Annotated in this window: 16 protein-coding genes; 9 read left to right on the top strand and 7 right to left on the bottom strand. The window is 67.7% G+C overall.

Annotated elements, in window-relative coordinates; translation table 11 throughout:
- The first annotated feature begins 267 nt into the window (after positions 1–267).
- The 7 genes from ABQF13_RS16630 to ABQF13_RS16600 all read left to right on the top strand — a co-directional run bounded on the left by ABQF13_RS16630 (position 268) and on the right by ABQF13_RS16600 (position 9,042).
- On the top strand, positions 268–1,500 hold the full coding sequence (locus tag ABQF13_RS16630) for an acyltransferase family protein (protein ID WP_448393875.1): 1,233 nt from the start codon (positions 268–270) through the stop codon (positions 1,498–1,500).
- Positions 1,501–1,535: 35 nt separating this feature from the next.
- Positions 1,536–2,228, top strand: a complete 693-nt coding sequence (locus tag ABQF13_RS16625; protein WP_448393874.1) for an Rv0518 family GDSL lipase — start codon at positions 1,536–1,538, stop codon at positions 2,226–2,228.
- A 29-nt stretch (positions 2,229–2,257) separates the two neighbouring features.
- Positions 2,258–3,580 carry an ATP-binding protein gene (locus ABQF13_RS16620; protein WP_448394077.1) on the top strand — a complete coding sequence of 441 codons (1,323 nt, stop codon included), beginning with the start codon at positions 2,258–2,260 and terminating at the stop codon, positions 3,578–3,580.
- A 27-nt stretch (positions 3,581–3,607) separates the two neighbouring features.
- A complete protein-coding gene (locus ABQF13_RS16615) occupies positions 3,608–4,042 on the top strand; it encodes a type II toxin-antitoxin system Rv0910 family toxin (protein WP_448393873.1) in 435 nt (144 codons plus the stop codon).
- A 27-nt stretch (positions 4,043–4,069) separates the two neighbouring features.
- Positions 4,070–5,416: an aldehyde dehydrogenase family protein gene (locus ABQF13_RS16610; protein WP_448393872.1), complete on the top strand. Its 1,347-nt coding sequence runs from the start codon at positions 4,070–4,072 to the stop codon at positions 5,414–5,416.
- Between the two features lie 237 nt (positions 5,417–5,653).
- Positions 5,654–6,451 (top strand): peptidoglycan-binding protein, encoded by a 798-nt coding sequence (locus ABQF13_RS16605; RefSeq protein ID WP_448393871.1) that lies wholly within the window; start codon positions 5,654–5,656, stop codon positions 6,449–6,451.
- A 38-nt stretch (positions 6,452–6,489) separates the two neighbouring features.
- Positions 6,490–9,042 (top strand): hypothetical protein, encoded by a 2,553-nt coding sequence (locus ABQF13_RS16600; RefSeq protein WP_448393870.1) that lies wholly within the window; start codon positions 6,490–6,492, stop codon positions 9,040–9,042.
- Between the two features lie 5 nt (positions 9,043–9,047).
- Here the strand turns inward: ABQF13_RS16600 and aceA are convergent, their stop codons facing one another.
- Both aceA and lhgO read right to left on the bottom strand, forming a co-directional pair.
- Positions 9,048–11,360: an isocitrate lyase ICL2 gene (gene aceA, locus ABQF13_RS16595; RefSeq protein WP_448393869.1), complete on the bottom strand. Its 2,313-nt coding sequence runs from the start codon at positions 11,358–11,360 to the stop codon at positions 9,048–9,050.
- Between the two features lie 37 nt (positions 11,361–11,397).
- On the bottom strand, positions 11,398–12,609 hold the full coding sequence (gene lhgO / locus ABQF13_RS16590; protein WP_448393868.1) for an L-2-hydroxyglutarate dehydrogenase: 1,212 nt from the start codon (positions 12,607–12,609) through the stop codon (positions 11,398–11,400).
- 221 nt (positions 12,610–12,830) lie between these two features.
- Here lhgO and ripD point away from each other — a divergent pair, with 221 nt between their 5' ends.
- On the top strand, positions 12,831–13,382 hold the full coding sequence (ripD, locus tag ABQF13_RS16585) for an NlpC/P60 family peptidoglycan-binding protein RipD (protein ID WP_448393867.1): 552 nt from the start codon (positions 12,831–12,833) through the stop codon (positions 13,380–13,382).
- On the opposite strand, the gene ABQF13_RS16580 is transcribed toward ripD, so the two are convergent.
- The 3 genes from ABQF13_RS16580 to ABQF13_RS16570 are packed head-to-tail and all read right to left on the bottom strand — an operon-like array spanning position 13,372 to position 15,056.
- Positions 13,372–13,983 carry a DJ-1/PfpI family protein gene (locus ABQF13_RS16580; protein ID WP_448393866.1) on the bottom strand — a complete coding sequence of 204 codons (612 nt, stop codon included), beginning with the start codon at positions 13,981–13,983 and terminating at the stop codon, positions 13,372–13,374. The two genes, ripD and ABQF13_RS16580, sit on opposite strands and share 11 nt — an antisense overlap.
- A 5-nt stretch (positions 13,984–13,988) precedes the next feature.
- A complete protein-coding gene (locus ABQF13_RS16575) occupies positions 13,989–14,231 on the bottom strand; it encodes a DUF6480 family protein (protein WP_448393865.1) in 243 nt (80 codons plus the stop codon).
- Between the two features lie 51 nt (positions 14,232–14,282).
- Positions 14,283–15,056, bottom strand: coding sequence for an enoyl-CoA hydratase/isomerase family protein (locus ABQF13_RS16570; protein ID WP_448393864.1), 774 nt, complete (start codon positions 15,054–15,056; stop codon positions 14,283–14,285).
- A gap of 46 nt (positions 15,057–15,102) precedes the next feature.
- Between ABQF13_RS16570 and ABQF13_RS16565 the strand changes: the two genes are divergently transcribed.
- Positions 15,103–16,287, top strand: coding sequence for an acyl-CoA dehydrogenase family protein (locus ABQF13_RS16565; RefSeq protein ID WP_448393863.1), 1,185 nt, complete (start codon positions 15,103–15,105; stop codon positions 16,285–16,287).
- On the opposite strand, the gene ABQF13_RS16560 is transcribed toward ABQF13_RS16565, so the two are convergent.
- Together ABQF13_RS16560 and ABQF13_RS16555 are read right to left on the bottom strand one after the other, a co-directional pair.
- Positions 16,288–17,247, bottom strand: coding sequence for a haloalkane dehalogenase (locus ABQF13_RS16560; RefSeq protein WP_448393862.1), 960 nt, complete (start codon positions 17,245–17,247; stop codon positions 16,288–16,290).
- On the bottom strand, positions 17,244–18,791 hold the full coding sequence (locus ABQF13_RS16555) for a class I adenylate-forming enzyme family protein (RefSeq protein ID WP_448393861.1): 1,548 nt from the start codon (positions 18,789–18,791) through the stop codon (positions 17,244–17,246). Before ABQF13_RS16555 ends, ABQF13_RS16560 begins: the two co-directional genes overlap by 4 nt.
- Positions 18,792–18,843: the final 52 nt, after the last annotated feature.

The following is an 18,843-nucleotide window of genomic DNA, read 5'->3' as shown; positions in this document are numbered from 1 at the left end:
TACGCGGCGTGTTCATACTGGCGAAAGGCGACGTCACAGCGCGCGGGTTAGTTGCTCACTGGTTGCTGTTGAGCCCAAACCGCGCGGTTACCAATAAATTTCGGTTTCCCCGGGCGCGGCGCGCCGGGTTCCCGTTCCGCGGCGACGACGGGGGCGCTGGTACTCTGCGAAGCTGCCGTCAAGGTGGTGCGGGGAGGCAAGCCGCCCGACGACCAATGCTTGAGCGTGCCAGACCGAAACACCTGTAGCCCTCGCGAAAAGAGTTTTGTGCGCCCTACAGAGATCAGAGCCCTGTCTGGTCTGCGCATCGTCGCTGCCGTGTGGGTGGTGCTGTTTCACTTCCGTCCGCTGCTGGAGCAGGCCGCGCCGGGGCTGCGGTCGGCGCTGGCGCCGGTGCTCGACTGTGGCGCCCAGGGCGTCGACCTGTTCTTCATCCTCAGCGGGTTCGTGCTGACCTACAACTACCTCGACCGGATGGGTGAGAGGTGGTCGTGGCGCTCGACGCTGCACTTCCTGTGGCTTCGGCTGGCCCGGGTGTGGCCGGTCTATCTGGTGACGATGCACCTGGCGGCGCTGTGGATCATCTTCACGCTGCACATCGGGCACGTGCCGTCGGAGGCCGCCGATTCGCTGACGGCGATGAACTACATCAAGCAGTTCCTGTTGGTGCAGTTGTGGTTCCAGCCGTTCTTCGACGGATCGAGCTGGGACGGGCCGGCCTGGTCGATCAGCGCCGAGTGGCTGGCGTACCTGTTGTTCGGGGGACTGGTGCTGATCGTCTTCCGGATAGCCCGCTCGACCAGGCCCCGCGGTCTAGTTCTGCTCGCGGTGGCTGCCGCGATGCCGCCGATCCTGCTGTTGATGTCGACGGGCCAGTTCTATACGCCGTGGAGTTGGCTGCCGCGGATCGTCATGCAGTTCACCGCGGGCGCACTGCTGTGCGCCGCGGTCTGCAAGTTGCAGCCCTCGGATCGGGCCCGGCGCGGGGCCGGCTATGGCGCCTTATTGCTGGCCGCCGCGATCGTCGCCATCCTCTATCTGCTCGACGCGTACCCGCTGGCCAAGATCCCCGATTCCGCCGGTCTGGTCGATGTGCTGTTCGTGCCGTTGGTGTTCACGTTGGCGATCGGCGCGGGCGCCCTGCCGGGGCTGCTGGGGATCCGCCCGATGGTCTACCTCGGGCACATCTCGTTCAGCCTCTACATGGTGCACGAGCTGGTGCACACCACGTGGAACTGGATGGTCGACCAGTTCGAACTGCGCTTGCTCGCCGATTTCAACGGCAAGCTGACACTGCTTGCCATCATCGGGGTCGCGTTCGCCGGCGCGGTACTGCTGTATCACTTCGTCGAGGAGCCTGCTCGCAGGTGGATGCGCGGCATGATGAAACCCAGCGGCCCCGGCATCGAAGCAGGCATTGATTCGCCGCCCGGCAAGCTCGCGCCCATCCATGCGCCGCGCGAAGAGCGAGCCAAAGCGCTTTCGGCCCGCGCGGTGTGATCAACGTTTGCGCCGTCGCGCAATACGCTGTAGCGGTGAGACGTCTGGTCACCGTCGTAATCGCGCTCGCGCTGTTGGTCGGATTGGGTTGTCACCCGCCAACCTCGGTCAGCCACAAGGAGATAGTGGCGCTGGGTTTCGCGCTGAACCGCGTCGCGGTGATCAGCGACTCCTACACCACGGGCGGTGACGAGGGCGGTCTCGGCGAGAAGGGCTGGACCACGCGCGCCTGGCAGATGCTCGCCAAGCAGGGCATTGCCACCACTGCGGACGTCGGCGCCGAGGGCGGCGCGGGCTACGGCACCCGCGGTAACCGCGGGCATCTCTTCGAAGACCTGACCGCCGCGACGGTCAAACCCGACGACACGCTGGTGATCTTCTTCGGCTCGCGCAACGACCAAGGTGTCAACCCCGCCCAGCTGTCGATCCTGGTCTACGGCACCTTTCAACTGGCCCGCCGCATCGCTCCTGCGGCGAAGTTGCTGGTGATCGGTCCGGCTTGGCCCACCGCGAATCCGCCGGGAGACGTGCTGCGAATGCGCGACATCCTCGCGTATCAAGCCGATCTGGCCGGTGCGACGTTCGTCGACCCGATCGCAGCAGGCTGGTTCGTCGGGCAACCCGGGCTGATCGGCGCCGACGGCGTGCATCCCACCGACGCCGGACACGTCTACCTGGCGGAGAAGATCGCGCCGCTGATCCTCGCTCAACTACCGAGGCGCGTGTGACGGTGACTCTCGGCGCGCACCTCTACCGGATGCTGACCCGGCTGATGTCGCTGCGGGTCATCGTGATCGTGGCGGCGCTGTCGGTGGTCGCGTTGGTGATCACGCTGGGCGCGTGGGTCTGGTTCGGTGTCACCAACGATCAGTACAGCCAGCTGGACCGGCGATTGGATTCGGTGAGCAGCCTCGGTGATATCGGGGCGATGCTGGCCACCGCACAGCAGGACGACGCGGAGGCGCCGGTACCCAGTGGCGGGCTGGTGCGCACCGCGCGGGTGGACGGCGCCACGGTGTCGGTTCCGCCCGACATCGTGCTGCCCGAGTTCGAAGTCGGCTACACCGACACCACGATCGACGGCGTCGAGTACCGGGTGCGCACCTTCGAGGCCGGCGGCGCGACCATCGCGGTCGGCGCGCCGCTCGCCGACACCCAGCGCCGCATCGACGAGCTGCACCGGCGGGTGTTGCTCATCTGCGGCGGGGTCATCGTGGGCACCGTGCTGGTCGGCTGGGTGATGTGGCTCATCATGATCAACCCGTTCCGGTTGCTGGCCCAGCAGGCTCGCGCCATCAACGCGCAGTCGGCCCCCGACGAAGTCCAGGTGTGGGGCGTGCAGGAGGCGGTGGAGATCGCCGAGGCCGTCGAGGGAATGCTCGCGCGCATCGGCGACGAACAGCAACGCACCAGGGCCGCGCTGGAATCGGCCCGCGATTTCGCCGCGGTTGCCTCCCACGAACTGCGCACCCCGTTGACGGCGATGCGCACCAACCTCGAGGTGTTGTCCACCCTCGAGATGCGCCCCGACCAGCGCGAGGAGTTGATCGCCGACGTCATGCGGACCCAGAGCCGCATCGAGGCCACCCTGACCGCGCTAGAGCGCCTCGCCCAGGGTGAGCTGACGACCACCGACGACTTCGTGCCCTTCGACATCACCGAACTGCTCGACCGCGCCGCACACGATGCGCGGCGCAACTACCCCGGTGTCGACGTGTCGTTGCCGTCGTCGACGACGGTGCTGATGGTCGGGCTTCCCGCTGGACTGCGCCTGGTCATCGACAACGCGATCGCAAACGCGATCAAACACGGTGGCGCCACCGAAATCCGGCTCAGCGCCCTCACTTCCGGCGAGGGCGTCGAGATCGCCGTCGACGACAACGGGGCCGGGGTCCCGGAAGAGGAACGCGCTCGGGTGTTTCAGCGGTTCTCCCGAGGTTCGACGGCGGCAAGAGCGGGTTCGGGGCTCGGGCTTGCGCTGGTGGCCCAGCAGGCCGAGATTCACGGCGGTACCGCAAGCCTGGACGCCAGCCCGCTCGGCGGGGCGCGGCTGCTTCTGCGGTTACCGGGACCCCGGTGAGGGCAGAATTGGCATTAACATCTGCGGATGGCAAAACTCGAGCTGACCCGTGAACTGACGTTGAGCCCGGAAGATGCGTGGGACCGCGCCTCCGACTTCCACTCGCTGGGCGACTGGCTGACGATGCACGAAGGTTGGCGAAGCGAGCTACCCGACGAATTAACCGTCGGGACAACGATCGTCGGGGTGGCCGGCGCGAAAGGCCTGCGCAATCGGGTCACCTGGACGGTGAAGAGTTACGACCCGCCCCGGCTGCTGGAAGTCACCGGCAGCGGCGTGGGCGGGACCAGGTACGGCCTCAAGATGAGGGTCACACCGAGTGAAACCGGCTGCACTTTCACCGTCACCGTCAACCTCGGAGGGGCGCCGTTGTTCGGCCCGATCGGTTCGACCGCCGCGCGTGCGGTCAAAGGCGATATCGACCGCTCGATCGAGCGATTCGAGGAGCTCTACGGCGGGTAACACCGTGTCGTGTCACAAACTGCGGATTTGACTGTTCTTGACCCTCGAACCGGCGACACGGTCAGCCGGATCCCGATCACCGACAACCACGCGTGCGAGGACGCCGTCGCGCGGGCCCGCGCGGCATTTCCGGCCTGGGCGCGCACACCTGCCGCCGAACGCGCGGCCGCGCTGAGCGCAGCCGCCGAGGCCGTGCGCGCCGCATCGGAGGAACTGGCCGAGCTCAACGAACGCGAGACCGGCAAGCTGACCGAGGACGCACTCGGTGGCGTCGCGGCAGGCGCGGGCACCCTCGCGCAGTACGCCGAGCTGGGCCCGCTTCACCGCGGTCGAAGCCTGCAGGGCGGTTGGGGTGCAACGGATCTGATGATCCCCGAACCGCGTGGCGTCGTCGCGGTACTGACGCCGTGGAACGACCCCGTCGCCGTGGCCGCCGGCCTGTTGGGAGCCGCGCTGGTCACCGGAAACACCGTGGTGCACAAGCCAAGTGAACGCTGTCCCCGCACCGGACGCCGGTTCGCCGAACTGCTGGCCGCGCAGCTGCCGCAAGGTGTCCTCGAAATCGTCGACGGTGACGGGGAACTCGGCGCCCAGCTGGCATCCTCCGAAGAGGTGGACGTCGTGGCGCACGTGGGCAGTAGCGCCACCGGCCGGGCGATCGCGCGCTCGTGCGCCGAACGCGGCGCCAAAGCGGTGCTGGAGAACGGCGGTAACGACGCGCTGATCGTCGACGCCGGCCTTAATCCCCGGTGGGCCGCCGAGCAGGCCGCACTGGGCGCGTTCGCCAACGCCGGACAGATCTGCGTCTCGGTCGAGCGGGTGTACGTGGTCGAGTCCATCGCCGAGGCGTTTCTCGACGAGTTGGTTGCCGAAGCTCGCGTGTGGGGCGATCGGATCGGGCCGATGGTGGACAGGGCACAACGTGGACTTGTGCACGATCAGGTCGCCGGCGCGGTCGCCGAGGGGGCGCGGGTGTTGATCGGCGGTGCACCGCGCCCGGGCAAGGGCGCGTTCTACCCGCCGACCGTGCTCGCCGACTGCACACCGCATATGGCGGTGTTTGGTGAGGAGACGTTCGGCCCGGTGGCGCCGGTCAGGGTGGTCGAGACTTTCGAGGCCGCGTTGAGCGAGGCGGCCGACGACCGCTACGGGCTGTCCGCCACGGTGCTGACGGCCGATATGGCTCACGCACAGGAGGCGTGGCGCACGCTGCCGGTCGGCACGGTCAAGATCAACGACGTGTTCGGCGGAGCGCCAGGCGGCGCATCCGAGCCGCGCCGCGCCAGCGGCAACGGTTTCGGGTTCGGCCCCGAACTGCTCGACGAGTTGACCGAGATGAAAGTGGTGCACTGGTCACCGCCCGGCGCCTCGTAGCAAATGTTCGATGAGGGGTCGAAGCGCACCTGCCGACCCCGCGATATGGCGCCAAATGACGAAAACGAATCAGCGCCAGGCTAATTAGGGCATCGCCACTTATTCGATGTGGCAACGGAAACGTTGGAAATATCTGTGAAATTGCTGTGTTGATCATGGGATTCGCCGGGTACCCGTGGCGCACTTGACCGGTTGGTCTTCAGCAACGTCGGGGTAACACGGAGAGGAACTGCGGCGATGACGAATCACGGATTGACACCTGACGAGTTGGCGGCCGAGATGGCCGTCGCACTACCCGACAAAGAGGTCGTGTCCATCCTCGACCTCAACGTCGACGTCGACGTGTTCCTCGACGTCGCATCGCCGATCGACCTCGCGGTAGCCGCCCAACTGAACGTCGGCGCGCCGATCGACGCCGCGGCGGGCGCAAACGTGCTGTCGTACAACTCAACTGCCGGCGCCATGGTCGAGCAGACCGCGCAGGTCGACCAGCTCATCGAAGCCGACGCGTTGGCCGTGGCTGACCAAGACAGCGCCATCGACCAGAGCGACGTCGCCGACGGCGATCCCACCGTGCCCGATGATGATGACGACGACGGCAACGTGGAGGTCGGCGACCTGGCCACCCTGGAGGGTCCGCTGCTCAACGTCGACGTCAACGTGGATGTCGACACCGATCTGACCGCCCCGATCGCCGGCGCCGTGGCGGCCAACGCCAACGTGGCCGCACCCATCAGCGCCGCGGTAGCCGCCAACGTGCTGTCGATCGACTCCGATGCGGACGCGATCGCCACTCAGGATGCCGTCATCAACCAGGAACTCAGGGGTGTGACCAGCGCCGAGGCGATCCAGGTGTCCGACGTCGTGCAGGGCACCTCGCAGCCTGACGCCGACGGCGGCACCGACACGGCGGTCGGCGACGCGACGGGCGGCGAGTCCGCGGCGGCGGGCGCCGGCAGCGGTTCTGGTGCCGCGAGCGGTTCGAGCGGTGACAGCGGCGGGTCCGGCGGCGACGGCGGGAGTTCTGCCGGCTGAGCCGGCCTGAAACCCGCTGAGCCGTGGGGAGTGCCCAGGTGACCGCGACGGTCGACCGCGTCGTGCCGCGACGTGCGGACGGTGTCGAGCTGATCGGTGAACTCGAGGGATCGGGCCACCGGGTTGCGCCCGGCCTGGTCCGTCGCGCCGACGGCCAGACCCTCGCGTTGACCCCGTTGTTGTACGCGACGCTGCGCGAACTCGACGGTCACCGCACGCCCGCGGATGTCGCCGATGCGGTGACGGCGGCGACGGGCCGCAGCGTCAACGCGGACAACGTCAGCCACCTCGTCGAGCAGCGGTTGGCACCGATGGGCCTGACCGCCCTCGCCGACGGCAGCGAACCACAGGTGCAGAAGCGAGATCCGTTGCTGGGCCTGAAGTTACGCCGCACGATCACCGACCCGGCCCAGACCCAACGCCTCACCGATCCGTTCCGGTTCCTGTTCCGGCCAGCCATCGTCGTCGCCGTGCTCGCGGCGTTCGCGGTCGTGTGCTGGTGGGTGTGCTTCCACAAGGGGCTCGCCGCGGCGGCCTACGATGCGTTCGAACGACCTGGACTGCTGATCCTGGTGTTCGTCGTGACCGTGCTCTCGGCCGGCTTCCACGAGTTCGGCCACGCCGCGGCCGCCCGGTACGGCGGCGCGACCCCTGGTGTGATGGGCTTCGGCCTGTACCTGGTGTGGCCCGCGTTCTACACCGACGTCACGGACTCCTACCGGCTCAGCCGCAGGGGACGGCTACGCACCGACCTGGGCGGCTTGTACTTCAACGCCATCGTCGCGGTCGCCATCACGGCCTTGTGGCTTGGCCTGCGCTACGACGCGCTGCTGCTCGTCGTGGCCACCCAGATCATCCAGATGATCCGGCAGCTCACCCCGATGGTCAGGTTCGACGGCTACCACGTGCTGGCCGATCTGACCGGCGTGCCCGACCTGTACGGCCGGATCAAGCCGACCCTGCTCGGCATGTTGCCGTGGCGGTGGCGCGAACCGCAGGCAAACCAGCTCAAGTGGCGGGCGCGGATCGTCGTGACGGTCTGGGTGGTCACCGTGGTGCCGTTGCTGATCGCGATGCTGGTGCTGGCAGTCGTCGCGCTACCGCGGCTGCTCGGTTCGGCGTGGGCGGCCCTTGGCAAGCAGCACGACGTGCTGAGCAGCGCGTGGGCAGACGGCGATCTGGTGCAGGTCATCGCGCGGGTGCTGGCGATGATGGCGATCGTGATCCCGATGGCCGGCATCATCTACCTGCTGCTGCGGGTGGCCCGCCGCATCGGCGCCACCGCGTGGCAGTCCTCCGCGGGCAAGCCGGTGCAGCGCGCCGTCGTTGGCCTGCTCGGCGCGGCCGCCCTGATCGGCATCGCCTACGCGTGGTTCCCACACGGGGAGAACTACCGGCCGATCCAGGCGTCGGATCGCGGCACGATCAGCGACATCGTCTATGCGCTGCGGGTCGAGGCGATGGGTGAGCCGCGGCGGGCGGTCACCGGCGCCCCGGGCCCGGTCGCCGTCACCCAGCCACTTGCCGCGGGGCAGCGCGGTGTCATGCAGGCGCAGTGGGACACCCGCACGGCGCCGCCAACGTTCAACTCCCCACAGCTTGCGGTCATCGTCATACCCCGCCACGTGACGTCCGTGGCGAACGGCGGCGGATTCTTCACCACCGGGGCCGCCGCTGCCGCGCCGGACGACGTCGGCTGGGTCTTTCCGTTCGACAAGCCGATCGCTCCGGAACCCGGTGACGGCAACAATCAGGCGCTCGCGGTGAACACGACAGACGGAACAGTGGTCTACGACACGGCTTTCGCGCTGGTGTGGACCACCGACGAGGAATACGCGATGAACGTCAACGAGGCGCACGCGTATGCATCCTGTAATACGTGTGCGGCCGTCGCGGTCTCGTATCAAGTGGTGTTCGTCGTCGACCAGGATGACACCAACGACAACGTGGCTGTGCCGCAGAACTTGTCGGGCGCGCTGAACTACGAGTGTGTCAACTGCATGACGGTGTCGCTGGCCCGACAACTGTTCGTCACGCTCGACGAAGAGCTGTCACCGGAGGCCAGGGCCGAACTCGAGGCGCTGTGGGTGGAGATCGACGCCTACGGTGACGACATCGCGGCCGGGAAGGTGCCGTTGAACGAAATCGACGGCCGCCTCGACGAATACACCACCGAGATCATGTGGATCGTCGAAGAGGACCAACCCGGGACGTTTCCGTCGCTCACACCGACAACCGCTGCGCCCACGCCGACGCCGGTCTCCGTCGAGGAACCGCTGCCGTCGGTGACGAGCCCGCCGCCCAGCAGCACCACCACCACCGCGCCGGAGCCGTCGCTGACCACCGAGCCCGCCGAGCCCAGCGAAACCGCCGTCGGGGTAACCACTTCCAGCCCGACTACGACGAATGCCCCGACGACGACCCAGGATTCGGTGACCAGCGAGCCGACCACGGAGAGCACGGGCGTCGAGGACGCGACGACCGGCGCCGATACGACACCGGATGACACCGCGTCCGGCGACACCGACTCCGCCGACACATCGTCGGGGGCGTCATCCTCGGACGGCTCGTCTTCGGACGGGTCGACGTAGCGGCGTCAGCTCGCGGGCTGATCCTCCTTGCGGATCAGCCGCTGCAGCGCCTCGCGGTCCGAGGCCAGCAGCTCGTCGATGCGCTGCTGGTTCACGTCGGCGACGATGATCTCGCCGACCTCCTGGTAGACGTCGCGGAAGATCCCGTGGGACTTCATCTTCTCGGTTTGGTAGATGTTGTCCTCGGTGGGCGTGACGTAGTAGACCACCTCGGCCTTGAAGCGGTGGATCAGCCACAGATGGATGATGTCCATCAGGCGCTTCTGCCGCAGCTTCTCGGCGAAGGTGTTCTGGTCGCGCACGGTCAGGATGCTGCGTCCGTGCCGGTCCTTGATCGGGTCGACGATCGCGTTGGCGAGCTTCTCGCTCTCGCCGCTTTCCCGCTCGCCGAAGATGCCCAGCTCCAGCACGTCGGAGCCGGGCCGGGTCGGCCGCAACTGCACGCGCAGCGCCTCGTCGAGTTGGTAGTGCTTGCTCCACAGCGCCAGCCATTCCTCGAGCAGCTTCTTGGGCACCTCGGTCTGCACCAGGTGCTGGTGCTGTGTGGAGCCCTTGCCCATGGCCTTCGTGGTCGCCGTGCGGCCTGACGACGCGGCCAACGCGGCGTCGCTTCGCGGCCCACCGACCAGCGTTTGCGGTGTGCGGTAAGGCGATTCGACCAGCCGCATTTTGCGCTGCAGCCGCGCCAGCGCCAACATCCCGTCCTGTTTGAGGGCGGTCGCGAACTCCTCGGAGGCCACCCCGTCGACCTGGTGGCCGCCGTAGGTGATGAAGTTGAAGACGAAGCCCATCTTGGCCAGTTCCTCGGGGAAGGCGCGCATCTCGTCATCGGTCATGCCGGTGGTGTCCCAGTTGAACGAGGGGGACAGGTTGTAGGCCAGCATCTTGTCGGGGAATTCGGCGTGGATCGCCTCGGCGAACTCGCGTGCGTCGGCGAGATCGGCCGTCTTGGTCTCCATCCAGAGGATGTCGGCGAACGGCGCCGCCGCCAGCGATTTGGCGATCGCATACGGGATACCGCCGCGGACCTGGTAGTAGCCCTCCGGCGTCTTGGCCAGCTCGCAGTCCCAGCCCACGGCCGCGCCGACCTCACGTGCTTTCTCGCGCGCGCTGTACATCGGCGCCCGGGTCGCGAACTCACGCCAGTCGTCGACGCTCATATCGAGCTGTTCGCCTTCGCTCTCCCGGAATTCGAGCAGCTCGGCGACGGCTTCGCCGTAGGTCATCAGCCCGGCATCCAGCTGCCAGGCGTCGACGAACTTCGACTCCACCTCGTCGAACAGGGCATCGAGTGATTGCTGCGGATCGTTCTGGTAGGTCGAGGCCGCCTCGCTGACCGCGTCGGCGATGCCGTGATGCTGCAGCCAGGCGCCGGCGGTCTCGTACTCGCCTTCGGGCAGCGCGTAGAGCAGGTGCCCGTTGAGTTCGGTGACGCCCAGCTCATAGAAGCGGCGCATCATCGCCAGGTAGCACGCCTTGTACGACGGGATCCTCAGGTTGGTGACCCCGAGCAGGAAGGGCTGGTCCCGCTCGTCGGCGCGGCTGTCGATCAGGTTCGCGGCCTCGGCGTCCGTGCGGGCCACGATAATGCCCGGCACACCCATCACGTCGAGCTGGAATCGCGCGGTGTTGAGCCGCTTGATCTGTTCGTCCGACGGCACCAGCACCTTGCCGCCCTGGTGTCCGCACTTCTTCGTGCCCGGGCGTTGGTCTTCGATATGGTAGCCGGGCACTCCGGCCTCGACGAACCGGCGGATCAGGTTGCGCACGTGCGGATCTCCGCCGTGGCCGGTGTCGGCGTCGGCGATGATGAACGGACGGAAGTCGACCGGAGGCGTCGCCGCAAGTTGTTCGCTGGTCATCTTCAGCCGCAGGTAGTGCTGGTTGCGGTCGGCGGTCAGCAGCGCCCGCACCAACCCGGCGGCCTCCTCGGGCACCTGGCTCAGCGGGTAGCTGGCCAGGTCGGGTCCGGGGTCCTCGGTGGTGGATCCCTTCGCCGACGTCGCCCAGCCTCCCAGATAGATCCCCTCGATACCGGTGCGCTTCATCGCGACCGCCTGGCCGGGGGAGTACGGGCCGAAGGTGGTGATGCTCTTCTTCTGGGCGAACAGCTCACGCAGCCGGGCGTAGAAGGCGGTCGCGGCCTCCCGCGCGATGATGTAGTCCGACGGGATCGTGCCGCGTTGCTCGACGACCTGCCGTGCGGTGTAGAGCCGGGTGATCCCCTCGAATCGTGGGCTGTCGAAGTAACTCTGAGTGGCGGCGACGGCACGCTCGGACGGTGTCTGAGGCGCTGCATCCGCTTCGATGATGGCCATGAAATCAAGCCTACGGGCAGTGCGTCCGCGGCGATGCCTAATCAGGGCGTCCGACCGTGGTGACGATGTGCTCGGCGATCGCCAGCGACGATGTCGCCGCAGGCGACGGCGCGTTGCGCACGACGACGACGCGGTCGCGGAAGCTGAGCCGGAAGTCGTCAACCAGGCTGCCGTCGCTGTCGAGGGCCTGCGCCCGCACGCCGGCCACGCCGGCGACCACGTCGTCGTCGGCGAGTTCGGGCACATAGGCGCGGGCGGCGGCCAAGAACCTGCGCCGGCTCACCGACCCGGACAACTCCCGGACCCCGGTACGCCAGTGCTTTCTGGCGAACCGCCAGAAGGCCGGGGTGCCGGCGATGTCGACGAGGTCGCGCGCCGATACCGTCCGCCACCGGTAGCCCTCGCGGGCAAGGGCCAGAACAGCATTCGGACCGATCAGCACTTCCCCGTCGACGCGCGGGGTCAGGTGCACGCCGAGGAACGGATACCGCGGATCAGGCACCGGATAGACGAGCCCGTTCACCAGGTTGCGTCGATGCGGCTTCAGCGCGTAGTAGTCCCCGCGGAACGGCACGATCACCGGGTTGGCACCGTCGCCCACCAGCGCGGCCAACCGGTCGCTGTGCAGGCCGGCGCACACCACCACCCGGTCGAAGGCGCCATCGCGAACTGATTCGCCGCAGCGGGCGGTGATCACCACCTCGTCGCGTACCGTCTGCATCCCGACGACTTCATGGCCGAGCAGAATCTCGGCTCCGCCTGCGGCGGCGTCGGCGGCCAGCGCCCTGGTCACCTCGGCGAAGTCGACGATCGACGTCGACGGCGAATGCAATGCGGCGACCCCGCGCACGTGCGGTTCGAGTTCGCGCAACTCCCCGGGACCGATGATGCGCACGCCCGGCACCCCGTTGGCGTGTGCGCGCGCCGCGATGTCGTCCAGGCGGGCCCGTTCGGTGTCGTCGAGTGCGACGAGCACCTTGCCGCAGTCGATCCGGCGGATTCCGCGCCCGGCGCAGAACTCCTCGAGGAGTTCGACACCGCGCCGGCACAGCCGCGCCTTGTGGGAGCCGGGCTGGTAGTACAGGCCGGCGTGGATGACGCCCGAGTTGCGCCCGGTCTGGTGTGCGGCCAACCGGTTCTCTTTTTCGAACAGCGTCACCGCCGATTCCGCTTGGCGCCGCAGGATTTCGCGGGCTACGGCGACGCCGACTATGCCGCCGCCGACGACCGCGATGCGCGATCCTGTCATCCGACCTCCCGAACTGTTCCGATCGTGCCTTATAGCCTGCCCGCTGCGGCCGTCACAGCCGTTGGAGTCACCGTTCGGTCACGTTCTGGCATCTCATTGATCTTGTGCCATGCGGTGATTGGACGAAGTGACACTCGTGCAAGTAAAAGTGATCTTGCGGCTGTTGTGCACCAGACGATGGGCGCAACCGCGCGTGCCCTGTTCGAGAAAGTGGACATCTGATGAGACGCATCCTGGCCTTGGCGATCGGGCTGGCCCTGTTGGGGGCGGCACCGGGGATCGCAACCGCTCAGCCGACCACGCCGACCACTCGGACCGCAGCCAACCAGCAGGCCGTCGACCTGGTGATCGCCCGTGGGCTTTCCCAGCGCGGTGTGCCGTTCTCGTACGGTGGCGGCGACGCATCCGGCCCGACCCGGGGCAGTGGCACCGCCGAGAACGTCGCCGGACTCGACCGTGAGGGTCACATCGTCGGGTTGGACCCGGCGGTGAGCACCGTCGGTTTCGACGCATCCGGGCTGATGGTCTACGCGTACGCCGGGGCCGGGGTCAAGCTGCCCCGCTCCTCGGGTGCGCAGTACCAGGTCGGCCAGAAAGTGGCGCCGTCCCAAGCCCTTCCCGGCGACCTGATCTTCTACGGCCCCGAAGGCACGCAGAGCGTGGCGATGTTCCTGGGCAACGGGCAGATGCTGGAAACCGCCGACTCGGGCGTCACGGTTTCCCCGGTGCGCACCGACAACATGGCGCCGTACCTGGTCCGCATCATCGCGTGACGGTGTCGGGCACCCGCCACACGTCTGGCGCCACGGGGTAGGCGATCGCCCGACGCACGGCCCCGGCGATCTCGGCGCCACGCTCGCGCTCCAGCAGCCACAGCGCCAGATCGACACCGGATGTCACACCGCCCGCGGTCACCACGGAGCCGTCGTCGACCACCCGGTGCTGCCTGATGGTCGCGCCGTATTGTGAAAGCTCCTCTAACGCAGCATGATTGGTGGTCGCGTTGCGGCCGTGCAGCAGGCCTGCCGCACCAAGTAGCAGCGCGCCGGTGCACACCGACGCCACCCAGCGCACCGAAGGGGCCAGCTCGGCGACGGCTCTGGGCAGCGTGCCGCGCCGAATCTCGCGTCGCACACCGGTATCCGCCGCGTCGATCCAGCTGCCGCCGGGCACCAGTAGGGCATCCGGTGTGCCCAGCGTCTCTGCGATCCGCATCTGCAAGCCGTACGCCGTGGTGACCGCGCCTGCGCCGTCGATACGCACCAGGGCCACCTCAATGCCGCTGTCGAGCGCGGCGGCCCGCGCGAACACCTCCCATGGCGCGACCACGTCGAGGGGATCGAACCCGTCGAACACCACGATCTCGATGCGCACGGCTTCTAGTTGAACATGTCCAGGACGAGCAGCACTCCGGTCGCGACAAACAGCAGCACGAGGATGGTCACGGCGATCAGCCCAGCGACCGCGGTGGGCGTCATCCGGTGCCGTGGGCGTTCTTCGGGCTCCGACAGCCCGGAGGTCTGTGCCGAATCCGGTGGGGTCGCGCCGGGCCGGACACCGCCGCCGGGTTCTAGATCTGGCGTCTGGGCGGGGTCTGGGTCAGGGGGTTGGGCAGTTGTCATGGCCCAGACCGCGTACCCGAATGTGCCGTTTTGACACGTGCACCGCCGAAATCAGCGGCCCTGCCAGCGGGGTGTGCGCTTCTCGCGCCAGGCCGTGATGCCCTCGGTGACGTCCTCGGTCGCGCCTGCCACCTTGCGCATGGTCTCGCCGAAGCGGACCGACTCGATCCAGCCCATGTTCTCGGTGCGCCAGGCCACCTCCTTGGTTGCCCGTTGGGCCAGCGGCGCCGCCTCGGTGAGGGTCTGCGCCCAGGCCAGCGCCTGGGCCTGCAGATCCTCGGGTTCCACCAGGCGCCACACCAGCCCGATCTCCTTGGCGCGCTCGGCGCTGATCGGCTTGCCGGTCAGCAGCAGTTCCATCGCGTCGGCCCAGCGCACCCGCTGGGGCAGGCGGATGGCACCGACGATGGTGGGCACCCCGATGGACACCTCCGGGTAACAGAACGTGGCCTCGGTGCTGGCGATCACGAAGTCGCAGAACAGCACGCCGGTCAGCCCGTAACCGATACACGGTCCGTGCACGGCGGCGATGGTCGGTTTGAACAGCTCCATACCGCTTTCGAAGGAGTTGATCGTCGGTTTCTCCCAGAACGTGCCCGCGAAGGTGCCGACCGCGCCTTCACCGTCCTTCAGGTCGCCGCCCGCGCAGAACACGTCGCCGTTGGCGGTCAGAATCCCCACCCAGGCGTCCTCGTCGTCGCGGAACCGGTTCCAGGCCGCGTTCAGGTCGTTGCGCAGGGCGCCGTTGATCGCGTTGCGAGCCTCGGGGCGGTTCAGGGTGATGGTGGCGATGTGGTCTTTGCACTCAAACGTGACGAGGCTCATGGCTGCACCCTAATGTCAGGGGACCTGACCTTGATGGGAGTACGTGATGACGTCAATAGTGGACGCGACTGACCGGCTTACCGGGCTGGCCCGCGGGATGCGCGAGCTCGTCGCGGCCGAGGCGGCCGAGTCTGAGCGCACGCGGACCCTCACGCCCGCGGTCGTCGAGGCGATGTGGGACACCGGGTTGATGTCCGCGTTCAATCCCGTCGCCGCTGGAGGAGTCGAACCGTCGTTCGCCGAGATGATCGAGACGTGGATCGAAATGGCCTGGCAGGACGGTTCTTTCGGGTGGATCGGCATCGCCAACCTGCCGTCGTCGTTCGCCGCGGCCTGTTACCTGCCCGACGAGGGGTTCGCGGAGGTGTTCACCGCCAACGACAACCGGGTCGCATTGGGCGGGCAGTTCTTTCCCAACGGTCAGGGCCACGCCGTCGACGGTGGTTACCGGATCAGCGGATCGTGGAGTTTCGGTTCGGGCACGGGGCACTCCGAATACGTGGCGGCGGGCTTTCTTCCGATGGACGACGGGGAAGTGCGCTGGATCAGCGAGGGGGTGCCCGATATGCAGGTGGCCGTGATACCCAGGGAACAGATCGGCTTCAACGACGGCTGGCACGTCCAGGGACTCAAGGGCACCGGCAGCTACGACTACAGCGCCGACGATGTGTTCGTACCGGCGAGCCGGACGTTTCCGCTGTTCACCCGTGAGCCGCGCCGCGGTGCGTCACCGGCCACCCGGATGGGGTTGATGGGCATGACCGCGGCCGGACACGCGTCGTGGGCGCTGGGGGTCGCCAAGAGCATGCTCGACGATGTCGAGGAGCTCGCCGCCACCAAGTTCCGGATGAGCGATATGGCGTCGCTGGCCAGCCGCCCGACGTTTCAGAAGGGTCTCGCGCACCACGTCGCGGCGTGGCGCGCCGCGCGGCTGCTGGTGCTGCAGGCGTTCGGTGACGCCGAAACCGCCGTCGCCTCGGGTGCGGAACTGACCCCGACGCTGCGTGCGGATATGCGGGTGGCCGCGGTCTACGCCACCGACGTGGCCCGCCAATGTGCCGAATGGGCCCATCTGGTCGCGGGTACCAGCGCGATCCGCGAGGGCACCCGCCTGGAGCGGGCGTTTCGCGACATGTACACCGGCACCCAACACGCCTTCATCAGCGAGAAGGTCGCCATCGACTCAGCGCAGGTGTGGCTGGGTGTCATCGAGGATCAGTTCGGCCTCTGATCACCCGGTACGGGCGACGAGTTCGGCGATGATGCGGCCGAGTTCGTCACCCCGCTGCTCCTGAATGAAGTGGCCCGCACCCGCGACCGTCGTGTGGGGCTGGCCCTTCGCGCCCGGAACGTGGTCGCCGAAGACCTTGTCCCAACCGCGCGTTGCCGGATCACCGTCGGAGTACGCCGTGAGAAACGGCCGTCGCCACGCACCGAGCACGGCCATCGTCTCGCGTCCGATTGCGGCACCGGAATCGTTGCGAGTCAACGGAATCAACGCCGTCATCTGCCGCAGGCCGGCGGTGAACCTGCGGTCCGGGAATGGCGCGTCGTAGGCAGCCAGGACATCCGGGGTCAGCGGCCCGGCCACCGCGTCGAGAAAAAAGCTCGGAACGAGTTCCGGTGACCTCTGGTAGAACGCCACGTAATCGAGGAGAGTCTCTTGATGAACGACCCGACCGTCGCCGACGCCGTGGTGCGGCCACTCGAGCTTGTCCGCGAGTCCGGGGTCGCAGGTGTGCAGGATCGTGTTGGTCGCGACGACGCGGGCGAACCGGTCAGGCTCGCGCGCGAGCACGCTGAGGCCGATGGGTCCGCCCCAGTCCTGTACGACCAGCGTGATATCGGTCAAATTCAGCCGCGTGATCGCATTGTGCACCCACTCGATGTGGCGTTTGAAGGTGTAGTCCGTCGGGTCGGTCAGCTTGTCCGACCGTCCGTAGCCGATGTTGTCAGGTGCGATCACGCGCAGGCCCGCCTCGAGCAGTACGCCGATAACGTGCCGATACAGATACGACCACGTGGGTTGACCATGCAGCAGCACGACGACGGGGGCATCGGCCGGTCCTTCGTCGACATAGTGCATTCGTACCGGCGGGATTGCCCGCGCATGCACCTCAACGTAGTTCGGCTCGAACGGGTAGCCGGGTAGCGCGGCGAAACGTTCGTCGGGCGTTCTCAGCACCTTCATAGCGCACCCTCGATGATCCGCGTGCGCAACGTCTTTCGGTCGAACTTGCCGCTGGGCAGGGTCGGGATCTGGTCGCCGCTGGTGATTACGACCCAGCGGGTGGGCACCTTGTACGCGGACAGTTGAGCGCGGGTGTGTTCGGCGAGGGACGTCAGGTCGACGCCGGCGTCGGCGTCGGCGGGTACGACGACGGCGCACACCTGCTCACCGCGCACCGGGTCGTCGACACCGAGCACCAGACACTGCGCGACTTCGGCGGATTCGTCGATGACGGCTTCCACTTCGAGCGGCGAGACGTTCGCGCCTGCGGCCTTGATGAGTTCGGTGGTGCGTCCGACATAGAACAGGCGCGGATCGCCGGTTCGGCGGTAGACGCGGTCGCCGGTGTGATACCAGCCGTCGTCGTCGAACGTCTCGCATCGCTCGCGCTTGTTGTAGCCCGCCATGACGCCGATGCCGCGCACCAGCAGTTCGCCGACGGTGCCGTCGGGGACCGGCGCGCCGGCGTCGTCGACGATGCGCATATCGGTGAAGACGAACCCGCCTGCGGTCTCGGTCATGGTGCGGTGCACCGGATATCCGTCGGGCACGTCGACCATCGCGACGTCCAGCGGTCCGTCCCGCAACATCGGAGCACTGGACAGGTCGCGGCTGGCGAACGTCGGGTGCTCACGCAGCTTCTGGGTGAACGCCGGCCAGCCGATCACGCCGGTGGCCTGCTCGCCCTCGACGAGGTCCAGCGCCGTGCCGGCGTCGAGTCGCGGCATCGTGATCACCGTGACAGGTTCGTGCAGCGCCCCGGTGACGGCGAGCAGGCCACCGATCCAGAAGAACGGCATCGCCGACAAGATCCGCGGCGGCCCTTCGGATTTGGTGACCATCCGTACCGCGCCGGCCCAGGTCGACGTCTGACGGACCAGCGTGCCGTGGGTGTGCAGCACGCCTTTGGGCTCCGCGGTGGAACCGGAGGTGTGCACCATGACCGCGAGGTCGGCGGGGCAGACCTCGGATTCGGCGGCGGCCAGCACCTCGGGTGAGACACCGGCGGCGCCGTCGTCGTACCGCATCGCCCAATCCCGGTGTGGCCCAGCGGTGAACACGATGCGGCGCAGATACGGCGCCGCGGTCAGCGCAAGCCGCTCGGCGCGCTGACCGGACAGTTGCGGCCACGCCGTTTCGAATCGGTCGGCGACGTCGATGCTCAACACCCGATCAGGTGCGACCAGCAGCGCGATGTCGGCCAGCCTGGCGACCTTGGCGATCTCGGCGGGGGTGTACAGGGTGCTCAACGGCACCGCCAGCGCACCGATGCGTGACACCGCGAGCCACCAGATGACCCAGTCCACGCCGTTGGGGAAGAACAGCCCCACGCGGGTGCCCTTACCGACCCCCTCGTGAAGCAGCCACCGCGCGATATGCGCTGAACGCTGTTCGGCCTGCTGGTAGGTGAGCCGGTCGGTCGGGGTGATCAGGTAGGAGTGCTGGCCGAAGTCGCGCGCGCTGCGGTGCAGAAGTGCGGGAACGGTCAGGTCTGGGAGCGTCACCCACCGATTGTCTCCGACCCGGCGATTTGAGGAGCCTTAGCCGCGGTGAGAG

The sequence above is a fragment of the Mycolicibacterium sp. XJ879 genome (genome assembly GCF_053483935.1).
This window is presented reverse-complemented; position numbering and strand designations above follow the sequence as displayed.